Source organism: Kitasatospora sp. NPDC048239 (assembly GCF_043202015.1).
Lineage (GTDB): Bacteria > Actinomycetota > Actinomycetes > Streptomycetales > Streptomycetaceae > Kitasatospora.
Map to the genome: position 1 here is coordinate 41,138 of NZ_JBICZP010000001.1, position 26,004 is coordinate 67,141.

Genomic DNA, 26,004 nt, shown 5'->3' on the forward strand with positions numbered 1-26,004 from the left:
TGATCGGCAGAGGTCGGCCGCAACAGCTGCCCGGAACGGCTGCCCGGAACGCCCGAAGGGCCCGCCGCGATCGCTCGCGGCGGGCCCTTCGGGCGGTGTGCCGTGCTCAGGCGCGGTCGCAGGCCTGCGCCCGCAGCGCCCGGGCCAGGTCGTCGCGGCACTCCAGCACCAGCCGGCGCAGCGCGGGCGCGGCGCCCCGGTTGCCGTCCAGCCAGGCGTCCGCCTCGGCCAGGGTCTGCTCACTGGTCTGGGCCCGGGGGAAGAAGCCGCCGACGATCCGCATCGCGATCTCGATGGTCCGATCGGCCCAGACCCGCTCCAGGAGCTTGAAGTAGGGAGCGGCGTACAGCGCGGTCAGATCGCGGTGGCCGGGCAGCGCGAAGCCGGCGATGTTCGCCTCGACCAGGGCGTTGGGCAGCTCCTCCGAGTCGATCACCGCGGACCAGGCGGCGGCCTTGGCCTCGGGGGTCGGCCGGGCGGCCAGCGCCTGGGTGTACTGGCGCTTGCCGCTGGCGGTGTTGTCGGCCGCCAGCTCCCCGGCCAGCTCCTCGTCGGAGGCCTGGCCGGCCGCGGCCAGCGTCAGCCAGAGCGACCAGCGCAGCTCCTGGTCGACGTCCAGGCCGTCGATCCGGGCGGTGCCGGCCAGCAGGCCGCGGACCAGCCCGAGGTGCTCGGAGCCGTTGGCGGTCTGCGCCAGGAACCGCGCCCAGGCCAGCTGGTGGTCGCTGCCCGGGGCGGCGGCGCGCAGTTCGCGCAGCGCGCCGTCGGCCAGCAGCCGGCCGCCCTCGCCGCGCCAGGCCGGGTCGGCGTACAGGTCGACGGCGCCCTTGGCCTGCTGGTGCAGCGACTGCAGCACGCCGATGTTGGACTCCTGCCCGGCGAAGCGCAGCACCAGCGCGACGTAGTCGCGGGCCGGCATCAGGCCGTCGCGGGTCAGGTTCCACACCGCGGACCAGGACAGCGCCCGGGCCAGGTCGTCCTGGATGTCGCCGAGTCCGGCCCGCAGGGTCTCCAGCGACTCGGCGTCGAAGCGGATCTTGCAGTAGGTCAGGTCGTCGTCGTTGAGCAGGACCAGTGCGGGCCGGGGGCGGCCGACGGCCTCGGCGACCACGGTCCGGGCGCCGGTGACGTCCAGCTCGATCCGGGCGGTGCGGACCAGGGCGCCGTCGGCGTCCCGGTCGTAGAGGCCGACGGCGATCCGGTGCGGGCGAAGCACGTCCCCGTCCTGCAGGACGGCGAGTTCGGTGATCCGCCCCTCGGAGTCCACGGTGACCTGCGGGGTGAGCGAGTCGACCCCGGCGGTCTGCAGCCAGGCCGCCGCCCAGGACTTGAGGTCGCGGCCGCTGGTCTCCTCCAGGATGTCCAGCAGGTCGGCGAGTTCGGTGTTGCCGAAGGCGTGCGCCTTGAAGTAGCGGCGGGCGCCCTCGAAGAAGGCGTCCGAACCGGCGTACGCCACCAGCTGCTTGAGGACCGCGGCGCCCTTGGCGTAGGTGATGCCGTCGAAGTTGAGCTTGGCGTCCTCGAGGTCCCGGATGTCCGCGGTGATCGGGTGGGTGGTCGGGAACTGGTCCTGCCGGTAGGCCCACGCCTTGCGCTGGTTGGCGAAGGTGATCCAGGCCGAGGAGTAGCGGGTGCGGGCGCCGATCAGCGCGTAGGAGCCCATGAAGTCGGCGAAGGACTCCTTCAGCCACAGGTCGTCCCACCAGCGCATGGTGACCAGGTCGCCGAACCACATGTGCGCCATCTCGTGCAGGATGACGTTGGCCCGGCCCTCGTAGGCGGCGTCGGTGACCTTCGAGCGGAAGACGAACTCCTCGCGGAAGGTGACGCAGCCGGGGTTCTCCATCGCGCCGATGTTGTACTCCGGCACGAAGGCCTGGTCGTACTTGCCGAAGGGGTACGGGTAGTCGAACTCCTCGTGGAAGAAGTCGAGTCCGAGCTTGGTGACGCCGAGGATCTCGTCCGCGTCGAAGTAGGGGGCGAGCGAGCGGCGGCACATCGCGGAGAGCGGGATCTCCAGGGTGGAGCCGTCGGCCAGGGTGCGGCTGTAGTGGTCGCGGACCACGTGGTACGGACCGGCCACCACGGCGGTGAGGTAGCTGGAGATCGGCTGCGTCGGCGCGAACTCCCAGGTGCGGGCGTCGCCCTCGGCGGTGACGCGCTCGTGCACGGCGTTGGACCAGACGTCCCAGGCGGCGGGCGCGGTGACGGTGAAGGTGAAGGGCGCCTTCAGGTCGGGCTGCTCGAAGGTGGCGAACACCCGGCGGGCGTCGGCCGGCTCGTAGTGGGTGTAGAGGTACGTCTCGTGGTCGACCGGGTCGGTGAAGCGGTGCAGGCCCTCGCCGGTGCGGCTGTACGCGCAGTCGGCTTCGACCACCAGGACGTTCTCCGCGGCCAGGCCGTCGACGTGGACGCGGGCGCCGTCGAAGGCGGTGGCCGGGTCCAGCTCGCGGCCGTTCAGGGTGACGGCGCGCACGGCGGAGGCGAGCAGGTCCAGGAAGGTGGAGGAGCCCGGCTCGGAGCAGCGGAACGTCAGGGTGGTGGTGGAGCGGAAGGTGGCGGCCGCCGGGTCGGGGGCGGAGGTCACGTCCAGCTGGACCTGGTAGCCGTCCACGGCCAGGATGCTGGCCCGCTGCTGGGCTTCGTCGCGGCTCAGGTTCTTGCCCGGCACGGCGGTACTCCTTTGTCCGGTCCCGCACGGTGGTGCGGTCTGCGGGGTGGTGCGGTCGGGGTGCTGCTGCGGTCCCGTGCACGTGCTGTTCGGTGCACTGGGGCATCCTTTCACGGCACCCGCGCCGGTACCATTGCACAATCCGGCCCCCGGAGGCGGAATCAGCGGCGGCGGGCGGGCGTTGGGCCCGGGGAAGCCCCGCGCGGGGGCCCGCCCCTCTCTGACGAAGGACGACAGCCGTGACGACTGCCGCTGAGCGCAAGACCGCCGACTTCTGGTTCGACCCGGCCTGCCCGTGGGCCTGGATGACGTCCCGCTGGCTGATCGAGGTCCAGCAGCTGCGCCCGGTGGACGTGAACTGGCACGTGATGAGCCTGTCCGTGCTGAACGAGCACCGTGACCTGCCGCAGGAGTACCGCACCCTGCTGGACAACGCCTGGGGCGCCGTCCGGGTCGCCATCGCGGCCGCCGAGAAGCACGGGGACGAGGTGCTCGGCCGCCTCTACACCGAGCTGGGCACCCGCTTCCACAACCAGGGCCTGCCGCAGAACCGCGAGACGATCGAGGCGGCCCTGGTCGCGGCCGGCCTGCCGGTCGAGCTGGCCGACGCGGCCGACACCGACGCCTACGACGAGGCGCTGCGCGCCTCGCACAAGGAGGGCATCACCCTGGTCGGCGAGGACGTCGGCACCCCGGTGATCGCCGTCGAGGGAGCGGACGGCGAGCGGGTGGCCTTCTTCGGCCCGGTCGTCACCCCGACCCCGCGCGGCGAGGCCGCGGCCCGGCTGTGGGACGGCACCGTGCTGGTCGCCTCCACCCCGGGCTTCTACGAGATCAAGCGCACCCGTACGGCGGGCCCGTCCTTCGAGTAGCACCCCCGTACGGCACTGCGCAGCACAGCACAGCGCACAGGGGCCCGGTACCGCGTCCGCGGTACCGGGCCCCTCCGTCTGTCCGTCCGGCCTCGCCGGGCCTGGCTGGGGTCTAGCGGACCGCCGCGGCGTCCCGGCGCTGCTTGAGCAGGCCCGCGCCCGCCAGCAGGGCGACCAGGACCGCGGCCGCGTACAGCTGCTCCCGGTTGCCCTCGGTGGTGGTCATCAGGCCGAGGATGCCGACCACGGCGGCCATCGAGACCCAGGTCAGGTACGGGAAGCCCCACATCTTGACGGTCAGCAGCTCGGGCGCCTCGCGCTCCAGGCGGCGGCGCATCCGCAGCTGGACGATGCAGATGAAGAGCCAGACCACCAGGATGGCGACGCCGGTGGTGTTCATCAGCCAGGTGAAGACGGTGTCCGGCCAGAACTTGCCGGCCAGCACCGCGCCGAAGCCGAACAGGCAGGAGGCCAGCACGGCCACCCGGGGCACGCCGCCGCCGACCTTCGCCAGCGCCTTCGGCCCCTGGCCGCGGGAGACCAGCGAGTACGCCATCCGGGAGGAGCCGTAGATGTTGGCGTTCATCGCGGAGAGCAGGGCGATCAGCACCACGACCTCCATGATGGTGCCCGCGCCGGGCACGCCCAGGTGCTGGAGCACGGTCACGTACGGACCGTTGGCGACGATCGACGGGTCCTTCCAGGAGACCAGGGTGACGACCAGCGCCATCGAGCCGATGTAGAAGATCGCGATCCGCCAGACCGCGGTGCGCACCGCGTTGGCCACGTTCTTCTGGGGGTCGTCCGACTCCGCGGCGGCGATGGTCACGGTCTCCAGGCCGCCGTAGGCGAACACCGAGGCGAGCAGGCCGACGATCAGGCCGCTCGTGCCGTTGGGCAGGAAGCCGCCCTGGCCGGTGAGGTTGGCGGCGCCGGGGGCCCCGTCACCGAGTACCCCGGCGACCCCGAGCGTGCCGAGCACCAGGAAGGCCAGGATCGCGGCGACCTTCACCGCGGCGAACCAGAACTCGAACTCGCCGAAGTTCTTCACCGCGGTCAGGTTGCTGGCGCAGAAGAAGACCATGAAGAGGCCGACCCAGATCCAGGCGGAGACGCCGGGGATCCAGCCGTTCATGATCTTGCCGGCGGCGGTGGCCTCGGCCGCGACGCCGCAGCAGAGCATCACCCAGTACATCCAGCCGGCCGTGACCCCGGCCCACGGGCCGATCTCCTTCTCGGCGTGCACCGAGAACGAGCCGGACGCCGGACGGGCCGCGGACATCTCGCCCAGCATCCGCATGATCATCATGACCAGCAGGCCGGAGAGCGTGAACGCCAGGATGATCGCCGGTCCGGCCGCCGCGATGCCCGCGCCGGAGCCGACGAACAGGCCGGCGCCGATCACGCCGCCGAGCGCGATCATCGAGAGGTGGCGCTGCTTGAGCCCTCGCGAGAGCTGCTGGCCGTCGGACGGGGGAGCGCCGGTGGAGGTCGTCCCGGGCGCCGGGGGCGCGGAGGTACGGGCCATGAGGGTGGATCCAGACTGTTCGGACAGCGGGGTGAGTCGCCCAATATCCGGTGAACAAGTTGTCCATGCCAAGAATGGGGGAGCGGGGCTCACCATCCGGAACGGTCGATGGCGGGCGGTAGTCGACATTGTACGCTCCGGAATCGTCCCTGGGTCGGACCCGACAACCACGGCCCCCGGGGGTTTGTCAGGTTCCCTGACGGTGGCTCGGACGATCAGCGCGTAGGTTCACAGTTGTTCACTCATCTGCTCACCGAGCACCCGACCGCCTGACCGTCCCGACCGTGCGGAGAACCCCGATGGCCACTGCCAGCACCCCGATACCGACCCGTGCCGCCGTCCTCGCCGACCTGCTGCCCGCCGCGACCACCCGGCTCGGCGCACAGGCCCGCGACCTCGCCCTGGTGGCGGGCGGCGCCGCCCTCACCGGCCTGGCCGCCCAGTTCTCGGTGAGCGTCGTGGGCTCGCCGGTGCCCGTCACCGGCCAGACCTTCGCCGCACTGCTGGTCGGCACCGCGCTCGGCACCCGTCGGGGCATCGCCTCGCTCGGCCTCTACCTGCTCGCCGGCATGGCCGGCCTGCCGTGGTTCGCCGAGGGCACCTCCGGCTGGACCATGCCCACGCTCGGCTACGTGCTGGGCTTCGTGCTCGCGGCCGGCCTGGTCGGCGCGCTGGCCCGCCGCGGCGCCGACCGCACCCCGCTGAACACCGCCGTCACGATGGTCCTCGGCACCCTCGCCATCTACGCCGTCGGCGTGCCCTACCTGGCCTTCTCGCTGGACGTCCCGCTCGCCCGCGCGGCCGAGCTGGGCCTCTACCCGTACCTGGTCGGCGACGCCCTGAAGGCCGTCCTGGCGGCCGGCGCCCTGCCGCTCGCCTGGAAGCTCCTCGGCAAGCGCGGCTGACCGCCGCCAGCCCCGCTGCGGAGCCCGGGCGCACCCGCATGCCACACTGCTGCCATGCGCGTGTACCTGGGCTCCGACCATGCCGGCTACGAACTGAAGAACCACCTCGTCGAGTGGCTCAAGGAGGCCGGCCACGAGCCGGTCGACTGCGGGCCGCACATCTACGACGCCCTCGACGACTATCCGCCGTTCTGCCTGCGCGCCGCCGAGCGCACCGCGGCCGACCCGGAGGCACTGGGCGTCGTGATCGGCGGCTCGGGCAACGGCGAGGCGATCGCCGCCAACAAGGTCAAGGGCGTGCGGGCCGCACTGGCCTGGAGCGAGCAGACCGCCTCGCTCGGCCGCGAGCACAACAACGCCAACGTGATCTCCATCGGCGGCCGGATGCACACCGAGGCGGAGGCCACCAAGTTCGTCGAGGTCTTCCTCAAGACCCCGTACAGCGGCGACGAGCGGCACACCCGCCGGATCGACATGCTGAGCGAGTACGAGACCACCGGCGAGCTCCCGCCCATCCCGGCCCACCACCCGCAGGGCTGACCCACCCCTTCCCTCCGGCCCCGAACGGCCGGCCGCGCACCGTGCCGCGGCCGGCCTTCGTGCTTTCCGCCCGCGCCGCGCGCAGTGCCGCGGTCGTCGTGTCGAGACGGAGCGGGTGCCGCGCCCCGGTGCCGCGCTGTGCGGTCGCTGTGTCGTCGGCCACAGCGCCCACCCGGCCCGGGCGGCGCCCTTCGGCGCCCGCACGCGGGGCGCACGTCGCTCACCCGGTTCGTACGCCCAACCGGCGCACGCCTCCTGACGCAGCGGCTGCGGCCGCCCCGATCGGCTGAAACCCGCTGACGCGCCCGCGCCACGGCGGCGCCGCCCGCGCACAAGCCGTCGACGCGGACCCGTACCGCTGGATATGGTCGGTCCCCATGGCTGGCAGACCGCAGGGCGCACCGCCCCAGACGACTGCGACGAGGCCCGACACCGCCCCGGTGAAGGACCCCGTGACGGCCCGGTTGCGCAAGAGGCTCCGCCGGGTCCGCCGAAGGCTGCGCACCGCCGGGGTCGACTACTTCCGCGGCGGCCCGGCCGACTGGCCGGTGCTCTGCGTGCTCGCCCTGCTCGTCCCGCTGCTGATCATGCTCAACATCTGGATCCCCGCCTGGGCCCCGCCCACCGCCCTGGTCCTGCCGATCCTGGCCGCCGCCCTGCTGCTGCGCCCCGGCAGCCTGGTGGTGCTGTACGCGCTGACCGCCCTCGGCCTCTCCGCCGAGTCCGTGATCCACACCGGCCAGCGGGTCGCCAGCGCCGATCCGGACGCCTACACCTACGGGGTCACCCCCGGCGCCGCCCTGGTGGTCGGCGCGGCCGGGGTCGGCGGCCTGCTGCTGGCCCAGTTCCGCAGCCGGGTCGGCGTGCCCTGGTGGGGCGGCTCCACCATGCTCTTCGACCTGCGCGAGCGGCTGCGGGTGCAGAGCCGCGTCCCGAAGCTGCCGGAGGGCTGGCACGCCGACATGGCACTGCGCCCGGCCGGCGGGCAGTCCTTCTCCGGGGACTTCGTGGTGGCGGCCCGGACCGGGCCGGGCCAGCGGGTGCTGGAGGTGGTCCTCGCGGACGTCTCCGGCAAGGGCATGGACGCCGGCTCCCGGGCGCTGCTGCTCTCCGGCGCGTTCGGCGGCCTGCTCGGCTCGCTGCCCGCGCACGAGTTCCTGCCCGCCGCCAACGGCTACCTGCTCCGGCAGTCCTGGGAGGAGGGCTTCGCCACCGCCGTCCAGCTGGTGCTGGACCTGGACACCGGCGAGTACGAGCTGCTCTCGGCCGGCCACCTGCCGGGCATGCAGCGGCTGGCGGGCGCCGGGCGCTGGGAGATCAAGGAGACCACCGAGGGCCCGCTGCTCGGGATCTACGACGGCGCCAAGTTCGAGGGCGTGCGCGGTCGGCTGAACCGCGGCGACGTCCTGCTGCTCTGCACCGACGGCATGGTCGAGGCGCCCGGCCGCGATCTCTCCGAGGGCATGGACCGGCTGATGGGCGAGGCCGACCGGCTGGTCCCCGGCAGCGGTCCCGGCGCCGGGAGCGGCGCGGCGTCCCGGCTGATCGAGACGGTCGCCCGGGACATCAACGACGACCGCGCGGTGCTGCTGCTCTGGCGGGACTGACCCGCCGTGGATATGCCGCGGGCAGCTGCTGTCAAGGCCGGCAGCTGATCTTCGGCCATTTCCGGTCCGCCGTCGGCTGAGCGGACCAGGCGGTTCCGGTCCGGGCCGCCGGGCGCTTCCCGGCCGCTCAGCGCGCCCCGCCGACGATTCGTCAGAACGCCTCCGCTATCGTCTCGGTCGGCGGAAACTCGTCTCACATCGCAGGATATCGGCGTTCGGCTGACAGTCAGACCTTTACGCAATCGGCACGGTCGACCACACTGAGTCCGGGCGGGACTGGTCAGGATTCGGGGGATGGGGGGCGTCGCGTGCGGCACGACGGGAACTGTGCGGCACGGAACTCCTCTCCGGTGCGACGTACCGGACGATCGGCAATTCCGCCTCGGGACCGTCGGACAGACCGGGGTCCGGCTTCGCAGGGGCTACCAGTCGAGGGCGCCCCGCTATGAAACGAGGAAGTGAGTCCGGGTGGCACTCTCCGTCTCCGCGCTGGTCCTGTTCGGCGTCATCTGCTTCATCTTCATCCGCAACAAGCAGCTGAAGGTCGGACACGCCATCCTGGCCGCCCTGTTCGGCTTCATGCTGAACCAGAGCACCGCGGCCAAGCCGATCCAGGATTTCCTGAGCCAGATCGCCAAGAGCATCTCCAACATCGCCAGCTGACCCCCACGGGGTTCTGCCGGGCCCTGCGGGGCCGAGCGGGGGAGGGGCCGGCCGCCCGCGTTACCGGTCGGCCCGTCTGGCCTGCCGCCAGCGGCTGAACAGACCCCGGGGGCGGGCCGCCGCCGGGACGGTCGCGCGGGCCGGCGCAGGTGCCGGCGCGCCCGCGGGCGCCGCCGGTCGGTGCGGCGCGTCCGGAGCCGTCAGCAGGACGAACAGCCGTGCCCAGCAGAGCCGTTCGCCGCGCGGCCAGTCCAGCGCGCGCAGCGCCGTCGAGGCGGCCTCGCAGACCTCGCCGTTGACCCGGACCTCGGCGACGTCGTCCCCCGCCTTGCCGCCCAGGAACAGCTTCACCCCGTTCAGCGGCCGGCCGGCCAGCTCCGGCAGCAGCGCGGGCGCCAGCGCGGGCAGCACCCGGTGCTCCGCGAGCCAGCCCGCCAGCGTCTCGTTGCCGAAGCCGAACACCGCGGCCGGCCCCTGCACGGCGTGCCAGCCGGGCAGTTCGGGGTGGTCGTAGTGGTCGCCGTGCGCGCCGCGACGCTCCGTCAGCTCGACCAGCGCCGAGGCGGTGGTGGTCGCCCACATCCGTACCGCGTTGGCGAGCTTCTCCTCCTCGGTCTTGCCGAGGCCGGCCGTGCAGTCCCAGACCACCGGCGCGTCGGCGCGCCCCAGGTGCAGGACGAAGCCCAGGTCGACATGGCCGTCGTCACCGGGGTGCTCCCGGACGGCCACCGCCGTGGTGCCCGGACCGCGGACCACCTCGCCGTCGATGACGAACACCTGGCCGAGTCGCGCCATCTCCCGGACCACACAGCGCTGTATGACGTCCAGTCGGTCCTGGGGGCGCACGGGAACTCCTCCACCATCGGGCTCGGCGCGTTCTCGAACTGCTCTCGAACGCCCGCCGAGGCTATCGGCCCGGAGCCCCGCCGGGAAACCGCCGCACGCCCGCCGCCGGCGCCGGGCGGTCCGCTCTCCGGTCGCGGGAATGCCCCATATGTACCATTTTGGGTAGCGGCAACCGTAGGCACCCGCCTGGAGAACCCGCATGCCCCGCACCGAACTGACGCCCCCTTCGCCGGCCCTGCTCACCCCGGACGGCTCCGGGCTGGTCGCCGAGATCGAGGCGTACCTGGCCTCACTGCCCGCCCCGGCGCGCACCCCGGCGCCCTACGTCGGTCGGCCGGCCGTCTGCCCGCTGGGCTCGGCGCTCCAGCCGTGGCACGCCGGCCACCCCTCGCCCCGGGCCACCCTGCTGGACCGGGCGCTGCGCCGCCCGGCCCGCCCGGTGCCGGTGACCGCCGCCGAGCACCTGCGGCTCGCCTCGCGCTACCTCGGGGCCTTCGGCTGGGTGCAGGGGGCGATGTGGGACGGCGCCGGCCGGGTCTGTCTGCTCGGGGCCCAGGCCGCCGTGCTCGCCCACGGCTACGGGACGCCGGCGACGGTCCGCACCGCGCGGGTGCAGCTGATGGAGGTGCTGCACGCCACCGGCCGGCCGGCGGCCTCCCCCGACGAGTACAACGACCGCCCGACGACCCGCCAGGCCGACGTCCACCAGCTGCTCGACCGGGCCGCGGCCCGGGCCCTGCGGCTGGGCCTCTAGGGCGGGCCGCCCTGCTGACGGACCCTCGGGAACGCGTCCGGCCCCGGAGAGGCGCTGGGCGTCTCTCCGGGGCCGGACGGTCGGAGCGGGTGACGAGAATCGAACTCGCGTGACTAGTTTGGAAGACTAGGGCTCTACCATTGAGCTACACCCGCACTGATCCTCCGGCCGTCGCCGGACGGAAGGTCGGGGAACAGCGTACCTGGTCCGGTCGGCCTCGTGCACACCGGATTCGCTCCGAGGGCCCCGGATATGTCGGGGAACCGGGAGGGCCCGGCGTGTACGCTTCCTCTCGGCACCACGGGGTGTGGCGCAGTTTGGTAGCGCGTCCGCTTTGGGAGCGGAAGGCCGTCGGTTCGAATCCGGTCACCCCGACAGTGCGGCAGGGTCTCGTCGTCGGCGGGGCCCTGTTGGCGTTTTCGGTGCTGTTGTCGTTTTCGGGCCGGTTCAGGCATGGTGGGTGGTTGATTTTTCACCCATGCGCTGGAGCCCCGGATGAGCCCGATGAGGATGAACCCCAAGATCGCGGTCGGAGTCGTCTTCGTCGCCTCGCTGTTCATGACGATCATGGATACCACGATCGTCAACGTCGCCCTGCCCGCTATCGGGCGCCAGTTCGACACGGATCCGGCCGGCGTCGGCGTGATCAACGTCGGCTACCTGGTGAGCCTGGCCGTGTTCGTCCCGCTCTCCGGCTGGCTGGGGGACCGCTACGGCACCCGCCGGGTCTTCCTCGTCTCGCTCACCCTGTTCACCGTCGCCTCGCTGCTCTGCGGCGCGGCCGACTCGATGACCCAGCTCACCCTCTACCGGATCTTCCAGGGGGCGGCCGGCGGCCTGCTCACCCCGGTCGGGATGACCATGCTCTTCCGGGCCTACCCGCAGGAGGAGCGGATGCGGGCCACCCGCATCCTGATGCTGCCCACCGCCGTGGCACCCGCCGCCGGCCCGGTGCTCGGCGGCTGGCTGGTGGACGGCTGGTCCTGGCACTGGGTCTTCATCGTCAACGTGCCGGTCGGCGTCGCGGCCCTGGTCTTCGCCCTGCTCTTCCTTCCCGACTACCGGGCCGAGCGGGCCGGGCGCTTCGACACGGCCGGCTTCCTGCTCTCCGCCGTCGGCTTCGGCGCGGCGATGTACGCGCTCTCCGAGGGCGCGTCCCAGGGCTGGGGGAGCGCGCGGATCGTCGCCGCGGCGCTCGTCGGCGTGCTCGCGCTGGTCGTGCTGGTGCCGGTCGAGCTGCGCCGCCCGGAGCCGATGCTCGACCTGCGGCTCTTCCGGGACCGCATCTTCCGCACCACCAACCTGCTTTCGCTGTTCTCCGGCGCGGCCTTCCTCGGGATGCTCTACCTCTTCCCGCTGCTGATGCAGGACGGGCTCGGCATGGACGCCCTGCACAGCGGCCTGATGGTCTTCCCCGAGGCGCTCGGCGTGATGCTCGCCTCCCAGGTGGCGGCCCGGCTCTACCCGCGGATCGGTCCGCGCCGGATCCTGGTCGCCGGCGCCACCGTGGTGGCCTGCTGCCTGGCCCTGATGGCCACGATCGGCCCGGAGAGCAACCTCTGGGCGGTGCGGGCCCTGATGTTCGTCACCGGCTACGCGATGTCGCACGTCTTCATGCCCTCCCAGACGGCCGCCTTCGCCACCGTCTCCGCGGCCTCCACCGGCGCCGCCTCCACGCTCTACAACGCGCAGCGCCAGCTCGGCTCCGCGCTCGGCGTCGCGGTGCTCGGCACCGTTCTGACCGCCGTCGGAGCCTTCACCGCGGACGCTTCGGGTACGCCCGTGGCGAACCTCGCCGCCTACCGCGCGGCCTTCCTCACGGCCTCCGCACTGGCCCTCGTGGCGGCCGGGATCGCTGTGCTGGTACGGGATTCGGACGCCGCCGCGACCATGCGCCCGGTACCGGCGGGGGGTACCGGCGAGCCGGTCGGGGAGGCCGCCCCGGAGCTCGTCGGCAAGGCCTGACCGGCCCTGGACGGCAGCGTCCTGGCGTCCGCCTTTCGTGGTACCGGTAGGATGGGGCGCTGGCGGTAGTCCCTGTGGCGTCCACCCAGGTCAACCGCACGAGGGCGAGGAGTCACGCTCACCGTCCACCCCCCACGGGAGATGCAGCTCCAACCGCCCATCGCCCGTCTCGCCCGACCCGCCCGTACGGCCCCGGCCGGCGGCAGGGAGGGTGCAGGCAACCTGACCGCAAGCCCATAGGAGACCAAACCGTGAAGAGCGCCGTCGAGACTCTGAACCCGACCCGGGTTCGACTCACCGTCGAGGTGCCCTTCGAGGAGCTCAAGCCCAGCCTCGACGCGGCGTACAAGAAGATCAACCAGCAGGTCTCGGTCCCGGGCTTCCGCAAGGGCAAGATCCCGAACCGTGTCATCGACCAGCGTTTCGGTCGTGGCGCCGTGCTGGAGGAGGCCGTCAACGACGCCCTCCCGCGCTTCTACACGCAGGCAGTCGACGAGGGCAAGATCGAGGTTCTCGGACAGCCCGACATCACCAACATCGAGGGTGTCGAGAAGATCGCCGATGGTGGCGACCTGAAGTTCACCGCCGAGGTGGACATCCGCCCGGAGATCACCCTCCCGGACTTCTCGACCATCGAGGTCGTCGTCGACCCGATCGTGGTCGCCGACGAGGACATCGACAAGTCGCTGGAGCAGCTGCGCGAGCGCTTCTCCTCGGTCAAGGACGTCGAGCGCGCCGCGGCCGCCGGCGACATCGTGGTCGTGGACCTCGAGGCCAAGGTCGACGGCGAGGTGCCGGAGGACGGCACCGCCGCCGGCGTCAGCTACGAGATCGGCTCCGGCCGCCTGATCGACGGCATCGACGACGCCGTCATCGGCCTGGAGGCCGGTGGCACCGCCACCTTCGACACCGAGCTCAAGGGCGGCACCCAGGCGGGCAAGACCTCCGAGGTCACCGTCACCGTCACCGCCGTCCAGGAGAAGGAGCTGCCCGAGCTGGACGACGAGTTCGCCCAGCTGGCCAGCGAGTTCGACACCCTGGAGGACCTGCGCGCCGACTCCCGCAAGCGCCTCGAGCGCATGAAGGAGTACGACCAGGCCACCCAGGCCCAGGAGAAGGTGCTCGACGCGCTGCTGGCGCTGGTCGAGATCGAGTTCCCGGAGAAGCTCCTCAAGGACGAGATCGAGACCCGCAAGCACAACCTGGAGCACCACCAGCTGGAGCCCATGGGCCTCAACCTCGCCGCGTACCTGGAGACCCAGGGCAAGACCGAGGAGGAGTTCCTGGCGGAGACCGAGGAGCAGGCGAAGAAGGGCATCAAGACCCAGTTCGTCCTGGACCAGATCGTCGCCGACGAGGAGCTGGGTGTTAACCAGGAGGAGCTCACCGAGCACCTCATCCGCCGCGCCGCCGGCTCGGGCCTGACCCCGGACCAGTTCGCGCAGCAGGTCGTCCAGGGTGGCCAGGTGCCGCTGCTGGTCGGCGAGGTCGCCCGCGGCAAGGCGCTGGCCACCGTGGTCGAGGCCGCCAAGGTCGTCGACACCGAGGGCAACGAGATCAACTTCGACGACGACGAGACCGACGAGTCGGGCGAGACCGTCGACGCCCCGGCCGCCGTCGAGGCCGAGGCCGAGGAGAAGACCGAGGCCTGATCGCCCCGGTCGCGCTGACAGAGCAGCGGGCCCGGACGCCGTACGCGGTGTCCGGGCCCGCTGTTGTTCCGTCTTCCGCCCCCTGTCCACCCTGCGCTCACAGCGAACAGTTCTGCGTGGGGGATTCTGCGGCCCGGCCTGCGCGTTAGGGTCCTTGGACAGCAACAATCACACCGTGATACCCGGAAGCTGTGCGACACGTGACGGCCGTGGAGCGACCGTCCAAATCGACTGAGCAGGTGGCTAAGTGACGTTCCCGCAGATGCAGATGGGCCCGATGGCGCCGCACGCCGCCTCTGGTGACGTGCTCGGCGGCCTGGGCGACCAGGTCTACAACCGGCTCCTGAACGAGCGGATCATCTTCCTCGGCCAGCAGGTCGACGACGACATCGCCAACAAGATCACCGCCCAGCTGCTGCTGCTGGCCGCGGACCCGGAAAAGGACATCTTCCTTTACATCAACTCCCCGGGCGGCTCGATCTCGGCCGGCATGGCGATCTACGACACCATGCAGTACATCAAGAACGACGTCGTCACCATCGCGATGGGCATGGCCGCCTCGATGGGTCAGTTCCTGCTGACCGCCGGCGCCAAGGGCAAGCGCTTCTCGCTGCCGAACGCCAACATCCTGATGCACCAGCCCTCCGCCGGTCTGGGCGGTTCGGCCACCGACATCCGCATCCAGGCGGAGCAGCTGCTCCGCACCAAGAAGCGGATGTCCGAGCTGATCGCCTTCCACAGCGGCCAGTCCTTCGAGCAGATCACCCGGGACTCCGACCGCGACCGCTGGTTCACGCCCGAGGAGGCCCTGGAGTACGGCCTGATCGACGCGATCATGCACAGCGCCGCGGACGTTCCGGGCGGCGGCGGCACGGGCGCCTGAGCCTCGGCCCCGGCTCCCACGAGACCACAGCCACAACGCTCCGGAGGACAAGAACCCCCATGAACATCCCCAGCCTGTCCAGCGCCAAGGCACGCGTCGAGGACATGCGCGCCGAGGGCCGCTACATCGTCCCGCGCTTCGTCGAGCGCACCTCGCAGGGCATCCGTGAGTACGACCCGTACGCCAAGCTGTTCGAGGAGCGCATCATCTTCCTCGGCTCGCAGGTCGACGACGTCTCGGCGAACGACATCATGGCGCAGCTGCTGTGCCTGGAGTCGATGGACCCGGACCGCGAGATCCAGATGTACATCAACTCGCCCGGCGGCTCGTTCACGGCCCTGACGGCCATCTACGACACCATGCAGTACGTGAAGCCGGACATCACCACCGTCTGCATGGGCCAGGCGGCCTCGGCGGCGGCCGTGCTGCTCGCGGCGGGCACCCCCGGCAAGCGGATGGCGCTGCCGAACGCCCGTATCCTGATCCACCAGCCGTACACCGAGACCGGCCGCGGCCAGGTCTCGGACCTGGAGATCCAGGCCAAGGAGATCTTCCGGATGCGCGAGCAGCTGGAGGAGATGCTCTCCAAGCACTCCAACAAGCCGGTGGAGCAGGTGCGCGACGACATCGAGCGCGACAAGATCCTCACCGCCGAGGAGGCCCTGGAGTACGGCCTGATCGACCAGATCATCTCCACCCGCAAGTCCTCGCTGACCTCCTGAGGCCGGCACCCGCCGGGGGTCGGCGCGCGCAGCGGTTGCGCGCGCGGCCCCCGGCCCGCCGACGGCAGCGGCTCCGGCATCTGTTCGGTATCAATTCGCCCAGGGCGTAGGGCAGACCTGGCGAAGAGGACGGAATCCCGGGCCCGGCAGAGTACCGTCGGATAGCGAGACCGAGCGCCGACGGCGCGGACGGTCCACAGCACCAGGCCCCGGAACCCCCGCGGGGCCCCTGGCGAAGGGGAAGCACCTCGTGGCACGCATCGGAGACGGTGGCGACCTGCTCAAGTGCTCGTTCTGCGGCAAGTCGCAGAAGCAGGTGAAGAAGCTGATCGCCGGCCCAGGCGTGTACATCTGCGACGAGTGCATCGACCTGTGCAACGAGATCATCGAGGAGGAGCTCGCCGAGACCTCCGAGGTGCGCTTCGAGGAGCTCCCGAAGCCCCGCGAGATCTACGAGTTCCTGGACCAGTACGTGGTCGGCCAGGACCTCGCCAAGAAGGCGCTGTCGGTGGCCGTCTACAACCACTACAAGCGCGTCCAGGCGGGCGAGGCCGGCCGTAGCGGCGGCAACGGCCGTGAGGACGCCATCGAGCTGGCGAAGTCCAACATCCTGCTGCTCGGGCCGACCGGCTCCGGCAAGACGCTGCTGGCGCAGACCCTGGCCCGGATGCTGAACGTGCCGTTCGCGATCGCCGACGCCACCGCGCTGACCGAGGCCGGGTACGTCGGCGAGGACGTCGAGAACATCCTGCTCAAGCTGATCCAGGCGGCCGACTACGACGTCAAGAAGGCCGAGACCGGGATCATCTACATCGACGAGATCGACAAGGTCGCCCGCAAGAGCGAGAACCCGTCGATCACCCGCGATGTCTCCGGCGAGGGCGTCCAGCAGGCGCTGCTGAAGATCCTGGAGGGCACCACCGCCTCGGTGCCGCCGCAGGGCGGGCGCAAGCACCCGCACCAGGAGTTCATCCAGATCGACACCACCAACGTGCTGTTCATCGTGGGTGGCGCGTTCGCCGGCCTGGAGCGGATCATCGAGGGCCGCGCGGGTGCCAAGGGCATCGGCTTCGGCGCCAACATCCGCTCCAAGCGGGAGTCGGACGCCAGCGACCACTTCCGTCAGGTGATGCCGGAGGACCTGGTCAAGTTCGGCATGATCCCGGAGTTCATCGGCCGGCTGCCGGTGATCACCAGCGTGCACAACCTGGACCGCGAGGCGCTGCTGCAGATCCTCACCGAGCCGAAGAACGCGCTGGTCAAGCAGTACCGCAAGCTCTTCGAACTGGACGGCGTGGAGCTGGAGTTCTCCCGCGACGCGCTGGAGGCCATCGCCGACCAGGCGATCCTGCGCGGCACCGGGGCGCGCGGCCTGCGGGCCATCATGGAGGAGGTGCTGATGTCCGTGATGTACGAGGTGCCCTCGCGCCAGGACGTCGCCCGCGTGGTGGTCACCGGGGACGTCGTCTCCAAGCACGCCATCCCGACCCTGGTCCCGCGCGACATGATCAAGCGCGAGCGGCGCGAGAAGAGCGCCTGACCTACGGCCCTACGACGGCGGCCCCGCACCGGATCCTCTCCGGTGCGGGGCCGCTTTCGTGTTCCGGCCGGGGCCGGGGGGGGTCGGACGGGCTGTGCGGGTGGTTACTTGGGGACCTCGGAGATCGCCCGCAGGTCGCGCGCCTCGGCGGCGAGCGCGCTGAGGTCGGGGGACTTGCCCTCCTGGGGTGCCCGCATCAGCATGACCAGGCTGCTGTTGTCCGCCCAGGCGCACAGGCCGATCTCGGAGCCGTCCTCGGTGGCCTTGGCGCACTCCATCGTGCCGCCCTTGGACCCGGCGTCGACCGAGTGCCGGTCGGTGATGCTCGGCCCGCTGCTGGAGACGCCCTTGAACATGGCGTCCATCTCCTGCTTGGGGAGCAGCACCTTGCCGTAGCCGCCGACCACGATCAACTGCGGCTCGCTGTCGCGGTCCTGGTAGACCGCGCTGACCCCGGTCGGGTTCCAGGCGCCGTCGCCCTTGCCGAACTCGCTGGTGATGTCCTCTTCCAGCTTCTTGGCGATCTCGCTGTTCTCGTCCCTGCTGAGGTCCTTGAACTGGGCCGGGAGCACGATCTTCTGGGTGCCGGCGTTGGAGGTCACGTCGAAGACGAAGTACGCCAGCAGGCCGCCGATCAGGGCCAGCACGCCGACCAGGACGCCGATCAGGATCCAGAGCGTCTTGCGGGACTTGCGCGGCGGCGGCGCCGGGGCGTACGCGCCGTACCCCGGGTAGCCGGGCTGGCCCCCGCCCGGCGCCGGGTACCCGGGCGGCGGGGCCTGCGGCGGGACGGCGCCGTAGGCCGGGGCGGCCGGCTGCGGGGGCACCGCGCCGTAGCCCGGCTGCGGGGGCGGCGGTGCGCCGTACGGCTGGCCGGCCGGCGGCTGCGGAGTGCCGTAGGGGTTCTGGTCGGTCACGGTGGCCCTTTCTTGGACGGACGGGGCACGCTGCCGCCCGGCCCGGGAGGCCGGTGTGACGCGCTGCCACCACGGTGGGAACGGCTACTTGGCGGAGACCATCGCGTCGCGGATCGCCCGGGTCTTCGCGGCGGCCTCGCTCGGCGTGAGCGGCGCCGGTGAGGCGCCGGTGAGGCTGGACTTCTGGAACGAGACCCGGGCGGTGGTCGACTTGTCCGCCCAGACACAGACGGCGGACTGACTCTTCCCAGCGACGACGCTGAACACACCGCAGGAGAGCTTTCCCGAGGAGTTGCGGCTGTCCTGGGCGGGGAAGTCGGTCATCGGGGTGGTCCAGGTGGCGGCGCCGTCGGACTTCTTGGAGTCCTCGATGATCTTGTCCGGGTCGTTGAGCGTGCCATAGACGGCGATCACGCTGATGCTGTCCAGCACGTCCGCGCCCTTGGCGTAGCTGGCGACCAGCACGTGCAGGTCCTTGCCGAGCTTGGAGGTCTCGCTCTTGGAGGGGTCGGCCGCCTGCTCCTTGGCCGACTTCTGCGTGTAGCCGTCCGGCAGCGACTGCGGGGCGGTGACCTTGTACGTCCCGCCCTGGTCGCCGCCGAGCAGCTTGTACAGCCCGAACCCGCCGCCGCCCAGCACCAGGGCGCCGATCACCAGGCCGATCACCAGCCCGGCCTTGCCCTTCTTCGGCGGCGGCGCCATCGGGTAGCCGGGGGCGCCGTAGGGGGCCTGCGGGGGCACGCCGTACGGCTGCTGCGGGGCTCCGTACTGCGGTTGGGGGGCGCCGTACTGCGGGGCCGGCGCGCCCTGCTGCGGGTAGCCGTACTGGGGCTGCGGCGCACCGTACTGCGGAGGCTGGCCCCCGTACGGCGGCTGCGGCTGCGGGGCGCCGTACGGCGGCTGCGGCTGCGGCTGTCCCCCGTATGGCTGCGGCTGACCCTGCGGATACTGCTGACCCTGGCCGTACATCTGCCTCTGTGCTCCCCCGCCGCACCCGCGGCCTGTCGTCGTGTGGAGTTGTCCGTGCCCGAACCGGAAACCGGACGAGTGTCCGGGCACGGTACCGCACAGGGCTGACGGCCGACCCGGGCGGGCGCAAGGAGCCCCCGGACCGAAAGCGGTTCGTAACCAGCCCCCCCGGTTACGTAAACTGTGCGTCGTGACCGACACCACGAACCAGCGCCCCGCGAGCACGCCTGCCGGGGACGACGCAGCCACCCTCCCGACGACCTACGCTCCGGCGGACGTAGAGGGCGAGCTGTACGAGCGCTGGGTGGAGCGCGGTTACTTCACCGCCGACGCCAAGAGCGACAAGCCCCCGTACACCATCGTCATCCCGCCGCCGAACGTCACGGGCAGCCTCCACCTGGGCCACGCCTTCGAGCACACGCTGATCGACGCCCTCGTCCGCCGCAAGCGGATGCAGGGCTACGAGGCGCTCTGGCAGCCCGGCATGGACCACGCCGGCATCGCCACCCAGAACGTCGTCGAGCGCGAGCTCGCCAAGGAGGGCAAGTCCCGCCACGACCTGGGCCGCGAGGCGTTCGTCGACCGGGTCTGGCAGTGGAAGGCCGAGTCCGGCGGCCAGATCTCCGGCCAGATGCGCCGCCTCGGCGACGGCGTGGACTGGTCGCGCGAGCGCTTCACCATGGACGAGGGCCTCTCCCAGGCCGTCCAGACCATCTTCAAGAAGCTCTTCGACGACGAGCTGATCTACCGCGCCGAGCGCATCATCAACTGGTGCCCGCGCTGCCTCACCGCGATCTCGGACATCGAGGTGGAGTACCAGGACGACGACGGCGAGCTGGTCTCCATCCGCTACGGCGAGGGCGACGCCTCGATCGTCGTCGCCACCACCCGGGCCGAGACGATGCTCGGTGACACCGCCGTCGCCGTCCACCCGGAGGACGAGCGCTACCGCCACCTCGTCGGCACCGAGATCGAGCTGCCGCTGACCGGCCGTCGGATCCCGGTCGTCGCCGACGAGCACGTCGACCCCGAGTTCGGCACCGGCGCCGTCAAGGTGACGCCGGCCCACGACCCGAACGACTTCGAGATCGGCCAGCGCCACGGCCTGCCCTCCATCGCGGTCATGGACGAGCACGCGGTCATCACCGTGCACGGCCCCTTCCAGGGCCTGGACCGGCTGGAGGCCCGTTCCGCGATCGTCGGCGCGCTGCGCGCCGAGGGCCGGATCGTCGCGGAGAAGCGGCCCTACGTCCACTCGGTCGGCCACTGCTCGCGCTGCAAGACCACGATCGAGCCGCGGCTGTCCATGCAGTGGTGGGTCAAGGTCGGCCCGCTCGCGCAGGCCGCCGGCGACGCGGTCCGCGACGGCCGGGTCAAGATCCACCCGCAGGAGATGGAGAAGCGCTACTTCGACTGGGTCGACAACCTGCACGACTGGTGCATCTCCCGCCAGCTCTGGTGGGGCCACCGGATCCCGGTCTGGTACGGCCCGAACGGCGAGGTCGTCTGCGTCGGACCGGACGAGCAGCCGCCCACCGGCGAGGGCTGGAGCCAGGACACCGACGTCCTGGACACCTGGTTCTCCTCCGGCCTGTGGCCGTTCTCCACGCTGGGCTGGCCCGAGCAGACCGACAGCCTGGCGAAGTTCTACCCGAACTCCGTCCTGGTGACCGGCTACGACATCCTCTTCTTCTGGGTCGCCCGGATGATGATGTTCGGCCTGTACGCGATGGACGGCACCCCGCCGTTCCACACCATCGCCCTGCACGGCATGGTCCGTGACCAGAACGGCAAGAAGATGTCGAAGTCCTTCGGCAACGTCGTCAACCCGCTGGACTGGATGGACAAGTACGGCTCCGACGCGCTCCGGTTCACGCTGGCGCGCGGTGCCAACCCGGGCGTCGACGTCCCGATCGGCGAGGACTGGGTCCAGGCGGCCCGCAACTTCGCCAACAAGATCTGGAACGCCACCCGCTTCGCGCTGATGAACGGCGCCACCGTCGAGGGCCCGCTGCCCGCGCCGCAGGAGCTGACCGCGACCGACCGCTGGATCCTTTCGCGGCTCAACTCCACGGTCGCCGAGGTGGACGCCTTCTACGAGGACTACCAGTTCTCGAAGCTGTCCGAGGCCCTCTACCACTTCGCCTGGGACGAGGTCTTCGACTGGTACGTCGAGCTCTCCAAGACCACCCTGGCCGCGGGCGGCCCGCAGGCCGACGCCGTCCGCCGGGTGCTCGGCGAGGTCCTGGACGTCACCCTGCGGCTGCTCCACCCGGTCGTGCCGTTCGTCACCGAGACCCTGTGGACGACGCTCACCGGCGCCGAGTCGGTGGTCATCGCCGACTGGCCGAAGGACAGCGGCTACCGCGACGCCGAGGCCGAGGCCGAGATCGCCACGCTGCAGCAGGTCGTCACCGAGGTCCGGCGCTTCCGCTCGGACCAGGGCCTGAAGCCGGGCCAGCGCGTCCCGGCCCGACTGGACCTGGCCGGTACCGTGCTGGCCGACCACGAGGAGGCGATCCGCGCGCTGCTGCGCCTGACCCGGCCCGACGACGGCTTCGCCGCCACCGCCTCGCTCCCGGTCGCCGGTGCCACCGTGGCACTGGACCTCTCCGGCACCATCGACGTCGCGGCGGAGCGCAAGCGCCTCGCCAAGGACCTCGCGGCCGCCGAGAAGGAGAAGGCCCAGACCGCCGGGAAGCTCGGCAACGAGGCGTTCCTCGCCAAGGCGCCGGACGACGTGGTCGCCAAGATCCGCGCCCGCCAGGAGGCCGCGGAGGCCGACATCGCCCGGATCACCGCCCAGCTGGCGTCGCTGCCGCAGGCCTGACGAAGCCCGCAGCTCCCCAGGGGCCGCATCCCGCACACGCGGGGTGCGGCCCCGCCGCATTTCCCGAGGGCGTTCGACCCCGGAGGTTTTCCACCCCCGAATAGCGCAGAGGCATTGCTCTGTTCCGGCGAATATTCATCCTGGACCGGGTGAGGTCCTATTCCGCCCGAATTCATTCCGGTCTTGCCCGCGCGGGTTCGCGTACGTTCGCAGGTCGGATGTGTACGGTGTGCAGGAGTTTCGCTGAGCCGGCGACCGACGGGAGGGCATGGCGTGGTGGTGACCAAGGAGTTGGCCGACGAACTGCCTGCTGAGGCGGTCGAGGAGGCCAAAGCCAGGGCGGCGACCCTGCTGCTCGCGTTCCGGCACGGAAACCAGCTGGCGTTCGACGACACGCTGGACCGCCTTTTCGAGGAGCAGGCGGAACGCGAGGTGGCCACCCTGCTCACCTGGATCGCGGCCGAGGCGGTGCGCAAGGCGTACGCGCCCGAGGTCGGCGACCGGGTGCTGCGGTCGATGGCCCGGCGCGCGCCGGCCGACACCGGCGCGGTCGACGTGGACGAGGAGACCGCGGACGCGGCCCGGCTGATCGAGGCCGTCGCGGCCGGCCGGGTCGGCGAGGTGCGCGGCCTGGTCGCGGCCACCGCCGACACCACCTTCCTGCTCGGCGGCCTGCTGCAGGGCGTCGCCATGATGCTGCCGCTGCTGCCGGAGGGCGAGGTGGCCGAGATCGTCGCCGAGCTGCGCCGCCGGCACTGCGGCCCGTGCCCGGAGATCCCGGAGGCCCGGGCCGGGGTCTGAGCCCCGGCCCGGGCCGCCGCGGTCGCCTACGGCATCGCGTGCAGGTGCGAGCCGACGGTGCCGGCGATCCCGCCGCCGGCCTTGGCGTCCCAGTTGGTCGACCAGGTCATCGCCCCGCCGATGCCGGGCCACTTGGTGTCGGGCTTGTAGCTCCCGCAGTTGGTCCCGGCGGCCAGGCAGTCCAGCGCGTTGTTGACCACGCTCGGGCTGACGTACCCGCCGCCCGCTGCGCTGGTGGACGCGGGCACCCCGAGCCCGACCTGGTCGGGCCGCAGCCCGCCCTTGAGCTGGATGCAGGCCAGCGCGGTCAGGAAGTTGACGGTGCCCTGGGAGTAGACCTGGCCGTCACAGCCGAGCATCGCGCCGGAGTTGTAGTACTGCATGTTGACGATGGTGAGGATGTCCTTCACGTTCAGCGCCAGCTTGAAGTACTCCATCCCGGTCGACTGCATGTCGATGGTCTGCGGCGCCATGGTGAGGATGAAGCCCTTGCCGGCCTTCGCCGCCAGCGTGTGCAGGGCCTGGCCCATGTAGGTGGCGCTGACGCCGTTCTCCAGGTCGATGTCGATCCCGTCGAAGCCGTAGCCCTGCATCAGCGCCCAGGCCGTGTTGGCGAAGTTGGTGGCCGAGGCGGAGCTGTTCACCGACACGGTGCCGTTCTGGCCGCCGACCGAGAGCACCACCTTCTTGCCGGCCGCCCGCTTGGCCGCGATGTCGGCCTTGAACTGGGCGTCGGTGTAGCCGCCGAGCCTGGCCGACAGCACCGGGTCCAGGGTGAAGCCCAGCCCGCCGGGCCCGCCGGTGGCGTCCGCGAAGGAGACCGCGATGATGTCGTACGCGGCCGGGACGTCGCTGATCCGCTGCACCGTGGCGTTGTTGTCGAAGTTCTGCCAGTAGCCGGTGAGCAGGTGCTTGGGCAGGCCGGGCCGGTCCGTCGGGGTGGCCGTCGCCGTGGGCGTGACGGTGGGTGTCGCGGTGGGCGTCTGGGTCGGGGTCGCGGTGGGGGTCGCGCTCCCGGTCGGGGTGGGCTTCGGGTCGCCCGGCCCGATCAGCGAGACGTCGTCGGCGAGGTAGGAGGGCTGGCCGTACCAGCCGTGCAGGTAGACCGTGACGCTGGTGGTGGCCGCCCCGGTGGTGAAGGTGGTGGAGAGCTTGGCGTAGCCAGCCGAGTTGGTCCAGGTGCCGGGATCCGTGCCGCCGGTGCCGCGGGCCCCCAGGTAGACGTAGGAGCCCTGCACCCAGGCGCTCAGCGTGTACGTCGACGAGGGCTTCACGGTGACGGTCTGGGTGCACTCGCCGGTGTCGCCGGCGCCGGGGGTGGCGCGCAGCGCGTACGAGCCGGAGTGGACGCCGGCGGTCTCGGGGGCGGCGCCGGAGGGGCAGGTCCAGCCGCTCAGGTGGTCGGCGGCCTCGAAGCCGCCGTTGTCGATCAGGTCGACGTCGGCGGACGCGGCGCCGGAGGCGCTGGTGGTGACGACCAGGCCGCTCAGGCCCAGGACGAGGGCGCCGGCCCCGGCGAGCATGGTGTGGACGGCGCGGGGGCGCCGGTGTCGGGCAGGTGGCATGACTCCATCTCCTGTGGGGGGAGACCGTCGGCTCACGTGGGGGAGAGCCGTCCGGGTGTCGATGGTGCGGGAGCTACCGACAACTCAAGTCCCTGTCGGGGGAGGAGACTTGCCCTCACAAGGTGGAGTAGACCAATCCGGCTGTCAAGAGTGCCCGTCCGGCCGCGGCACCCCTGGGCGGTCGTGGCGCGCGGCCTCGCGCGCGGAGAGGTCGCGGTTCTGTTGATCGAAGGCGCTTCGGCGCCCGCGGGTGTGAATCGATGCCTCTTAGTGCGCGAAAACGGCGAAACCGATAGCAAATGATCGGAAAACGGAAAGTCCGGTCAAAGCGGCCGCCCGCACCCCGTGAGGAGCGCCCGCCGCCGCTCCGTAGACTGTGGTGGTGAGCGACAAGGCCGACCCGAACCCGTACACCGTCCGCCCCGCCGAAGGCGGGCCCGGCGACGCCCTGCGCGACGTCGAGCTGGAGCTGGCCAAGCGCTGGCCGGAGAACAAGCTGGAGCCCTCGCTCGACCGGATCGAGGCGCTGATGGACATCCTGGGCCAGCCCCAGCGGTCCTTCCCCTCCATCCACATCACCGGCACCAACGGCAAGACCTCCACCGCCCGGATGATCGAGCAGCTGCTCAACACCTTCGAGCTGCGCACGGGCCGCTACACCAGCCCGCACGTGGAGTCCGTCACCGAGCGGATCACCCTGGACGGCTCCCCGATCAGCCCCGAGCGCTTCGTTGAGGTCTACCGGGACATCGAGCCCTACGTGGGCATGGTCGACGAGCGCGAGCCCGTCGCGATGTCCTTCTTCGAGGTGCTGACCGGCATGGCGTACGCCGCCTTCGCCGACGCGCCGGTGGACGTGGCCGTGGTCGAGGTCGGCATGGGCGGCTCCTGGGACGCCACCAACGTGATCGACGCCGCCGTCTCGGTGATCACCCCGATCTCCCTGGACCACACCGACAAGCTGGGGGAGACCACCGGCGAGATCGCGGTCGAGAAGTCCGGGATCATCAAGTCCGGCGCGGTCGCCGTGGTCGCCCAGCAGCAGCTGGACGCCGCCCAGAACATCCTGCGGCGCGCCGTCGAGGTGGACGCCACCGTCGCCCGCGAGGGCATGGAGTTCGGCGTGCTCCGCCGCGAGGTCGCCATCGGCGGCCAGCTGGTGACGCTGCGCGGGCTCGGCGGCGAGGAGTACGAGGACGTCTTCATCCCGCTGCACGGCGCCCACCAGGCCCAGAACGCGGCGCTCGCCCTGGCGGCGGTCGAGGCGTTCTTCGGCGTCGGCGGCGCGCGCGGCGGACAGCTGGACGTGGACAAGATCCGCCAGGCGTTCTCCGGCGTCGCCTCGCCGGGCCGCCTGGAGGTCGTCCGCCGCAGCCCGACGATCATCCTGGACGCCGCGCACAACCCGGACGGCGCCCAGGCCACCGTCACCGCGATCGGCGAGTCCTTCGGCTTCACCCGGCTGGTCGGCGTGATCGGCACCAGCGGCGACAAGGACGTGGCCGGCCTGCTGGAGGCCTTCGAGCCGATCCTCGCCGAGGTCGTGGTCACCCAGAACTCCACCCACCGCGCGCTGGACGTGGACCGGCTCGCCGCGGTGGCCGTCGAGATCTTCGGCGAGGACCGCGTCCAGGTCGAGCCCCGCCTGGACGACGCGATCACCGCGGCCGTCACCCTCGCCGAGGAGGAGGGCGACCTCGGCGGCGCCGGCGTGCTGGTCACCGGTTCGGTCATCACCGTGGGCGAGGCCCGCCTGCTGCTCGGGAGGAAGTGA

Annotated in this window: 20 protein-coding genes and 2 tRNA genes; 15 read left to right on the forward strand and 7 right to left on the reverse strand. The window is 71.5% G+C overall.

Annotated features, from left to right (window positions below; all coding sequences use genetic code 11):
• Positions 1 to 106 precede the first annotated feature (106 nt).
• A complete protein-coding gene (gene pepN / locus ACGFZP_RS00170; RefSeq protein ID WP_392926949.1) occupies positions 107 to 2,671 on the reverse strand; it encodes an aminopeptidase N in 2,565 nt (854 codons plus the stop codon).
• Between the two features lie 239 nt (positions 2,672 to 2,910).
• Between pepN and ACGFZP_RS00175 the strand changes: the two genes are divergently transcribed.
• A complete protein-coding gene (locus tag ACGFZP_RS00175; protein ID WP_392926950.1) occupies positions 2,911 to 3,543 on the forward strand; it encodes a DsbA family protein in 633 nt (210 codons plus the stop codon).
• Between the two features lie 112 nt (positions 3,544 to 3,655).
• Here the strand turns inward: ACGFZP_RS00175 and ACGFZP_RS00180 are convergent, their stop codons facing one another.
• Positions 3,656 to 5,071 (reverse strand): amino acid permease, encoded by a 1,416-nt coding sequence (locus ACGFZP_RS00180; protein WP_392926951.1) that lies wholly within the window; start codon positions 5,069 to 5,071, stop codon positions 3,656 to 3,658.
• A 299-nt stretch (positions 5,072 to 5,370) separates the two neighbouring features.
• Between ACGFZP_RS00180 and ACGFZP_RS00185 the strand changes: the two genes are divergently transcribed.
• From ACGFZP_RS00185 to ACGFZP_RS00200, 4 genes are all read left to right on the forward strand, one after another.
• On the forward strand, positions 5,371 to 5,976 hold the full coding sequence (locus ACGFZP_RS00185) for a biotin transporter BioY (protein WP_392926952.1): 606 nt from the start codon (positions 5,371 to 5,373) through the stop codon (positions 5,974 to 5,976).
• 54 nt (positions 5,977 to 6,030) lie between these two features.
• The gene (locus ACGFZP_RS00190) at positions 6,031 to 6,516 is read left to right on the forward strand and encodes a ribose-5-phosphate isomerase (RefSeq protein ID WP_392926953.1); all 486 of its coding nucleotides are present in this window, start codon (positions 6,031 to 6,033) and stop codon (positions 6,514 to 6,516) included.
• Positions 6,517 to 6,956: 440 nt separating this feature from the next.
• Entirely contained in the window at positions 6,957 to 8,123 is a 1,167-nt protein-coding gene (locus tag ACGFZP_RS00195; RefSeq protein ID WP_392926954.1) for a PP2C family protein-serine/threonine phosphatase, read from the forward strand.
• 468 nt (positions 8,124 to 8,591) lie between these two features.
• Positions 8,592 to 8,786, forward strand: a complete 195-nt coding sequence (locus ACGFZP_RS00200; protein ID WP_329487645.1) for a hypothetical protein — start codon at positions 8,592 to 8,594, stop codon at positions 8,784 to 8,786.
• 60 nt (positions 8,787 to 8,846) lie between these two features.
• Here ACGFZP_RS00200 and ACGFZP_RS00205 read toward each other — a convergent pair whose 3' ends face one another.
• Positions 8,847 to 9,632 carry a DUF6348 family protein gene (locus ACGFZP_RS00205; RefSeq protein ID WP_392926955.1) on the reverse strand — a complete coding sequence of 262 codons (786 nt, stop codon included), beginning with the start codon at positions 9,630 to 9,632 and terminating at the stop codon, positions 8,847 to 8,849.
• Between the two features lie 199 nt (positions 9,633 to 9,831).
• On the opposite strand from ACGFZP_RS00205, the gene ACGFZP_RS00210 reads away from it, so the two are divergent.
• Complete coding sequence (locus ACGFZP_RS00210) at positions 9,832 to 10,386, forward strand: hypothetical protein (RefSeq protein WP_392926956.1); 555 nt, start codon at positions 9,832 to 9,834, stop codon at positions 10,384 to 10,386.
• 84 nt (positions 10,387 to 10,470) lie between these two features.
• Here ACGFZP_RS00210 and ACGFZP_RS00215 read toward each other — a convergent pair.
• A tRNA-Gly gene (locus tag ACGFZP_RS00215) sits at positions 10,471 to 10,541 on the reverse strand.
• A gap of 146 nt (positions 10,542 to 10,687) precedes the next feature.
• Here ACGFZP_RS00215 and ACGFZP_RS00220 point away from each other — a divergent pair.
• The 6 genes from ACGFZP_RS00220 (at position 10,688) to clpX (ending at position 17,148) form a co-directional block, all read left to right on the forward strand.
• A tRNA-Pro gene (locus ACGFZP_RS00220) sits at positions 10,688 to 10,761 on the forward strand.
• A 120-nt stretch (positions 10,762 to 10,881) separates the two neighbouring features.
• Entirely contained in the window at positions 10,882 to 12,351 is a 1,470-nt protein-coding gene (locus ACGFZP_RS00225) for an MDR family MFS transporter (RefSeq protein ID WP_392926957.1), read from the forward strand.
• 251 nt (positions 12,352 to 12,602) lie between these two features.
• A complete protein-coding gene (tig, locus tag ACGFZP_RS00230) occupies positions 12,603 to 14,003 on the forward strand; it encodes a trigger factor (protein ID WP_392926958.1) in 1,401 nt (466 codons plus the stop codon).
• A 268-nt stretch (positions 14,004 to 14,271) separates the two neighbouring features.
• Positions 14,272 to 14,886: an ATP-dependent Clp protease proteolytic subunit gene (locus ACGFZP_RS00235; RefSeq protein ID WP_329931219.1), complete on the forward strand. Its 615-nt coding sequence runs from the start codon at positions 14,272 to 14,274 to the stop codon at positions 14,884 to 14,886.
• A 59-nt stretch (positions 14,887 to 14,945) separates the two neighbouring features.
• On the forward strand, positions 14,946 to 15,608 hold the full coding sequence (locus tag ACGFZP_RS00240) for an ATP-dependent Clp protease proteolytic subunit (RefSeq protein ID WP_387939674.1): 663 nt from the start codon (positions 14,946 to 14,948) through the stop codon (positions 15,606 to 15,608).
• A 250-nt stretch (positions 15,609 to 15,858) separates the two neighbouring features.
• Positions 15,859 to 17,148 (forward strand): ATP-dependent Clp protease ATP-binding subunit ClpX, encoded by a 1,290-nt coding sequence (clpX, locus tag ACGFZP_RS00245; protein ID WP_063347569.1) that lies wholly within the window; start codon positions 15,859 to 15,861, stop codon positions 17,146 to 17,148.
• Between the two features lie 104 nt (positions 17,149 to 17,252).
• On the opposite strand, the gene ACGFZP_RS00250 is transcribed toward clpX, so the two are convergent.
• Positions 17,253 to 18,065 carry a hypothetical protein gene (locus tag ACGFZP_RS00250; protein WP_392926959.1) on the reverse strand — a complete coding sequence of 271 codons (813 nt, stop codon included), beginning with the start codon at positions 18,063 to 18,065 and terminating at the stop codon, positions 17,253 to 17,255.
• Between the two features lie 84 nt (positions 18,066 to 18,149).
• Positions 18,150 to 19,034, reverse strand: coding sequence for a hypothetical protein (locus ACGFZP_RS00255; protein ID WP_392926960.1), 885 nt, complete (start codon positions 19,032 to 19,034; stop codon positions 18,150 to 18,152).
• A 190-nt stretch (positions 19,035 to 19,224) separates the two neighbouring features.
• On the opposite strand from ACGFZP_RS00255, the gene ACGFZP_RS00260 reads away from it, so the two are divergent.
• Both ACGFZP_RS00260 and ACGFZP_RS00265 read left to right on the forward strand, forming a co-directional pair.
• On the forward strand, positions 19,225 to 21,864 hold the full coding sequence (locus ACGFZP_RS00260) for a valine--tRNA ligase (protein WP_392926961.1): 2,640 nt from the start codon (positions 19,225 to 19,227) through the stop codon (positions 21,862 to 21,864).
• Between the two features lie 273 nt (positions 21,865 to 22,137).
• Positions 22,138 to 22,665 (forward strand): hypothetical protein, encoded by a 528-nt coding sequence (locus ACGFZP_RS00265; protein ID WP_392926962.1) that lies wholly within the window; start codon positions 22,138 to 22,140, stop codon positions 22,663 to 22,665.
• A gap of 26 nt (positions 22,666 to 22,691) precedes the next feature.
• On the opposite strand, the gene ACGFZP_RS00270 is transcribed toward ACGFZP_RS00265, so the two are convergent.
• A complete protein-coding gene (locus tag ACGFZP_RS00270; RefSeq protein ID WP_392926963.1) occupies positions 22,692 to 24,230 on the reverse strand; it encodes a chitinase in 1,539 nt (512 codons plus the stop codon).
• Between the two features lie 382 nt (positions 24,231 to 24,612).
• Between ACGFZP_RS00270 and ACGFZP_RS00275 the strand changes: the two genes are divergently transcribed.
• Positions 24,613 to 26,004, forward strand: a complete 1,392-nt coding sequence (locus ACGFZP_RS00275; RefSeq protein ID WP_392926964.1) for a bifunctional folylpolyglutamate synthase/dihydrofolate synthase — start codon at positions 24,613 to 24,615, stop codon at positions 26,002 to 26,004.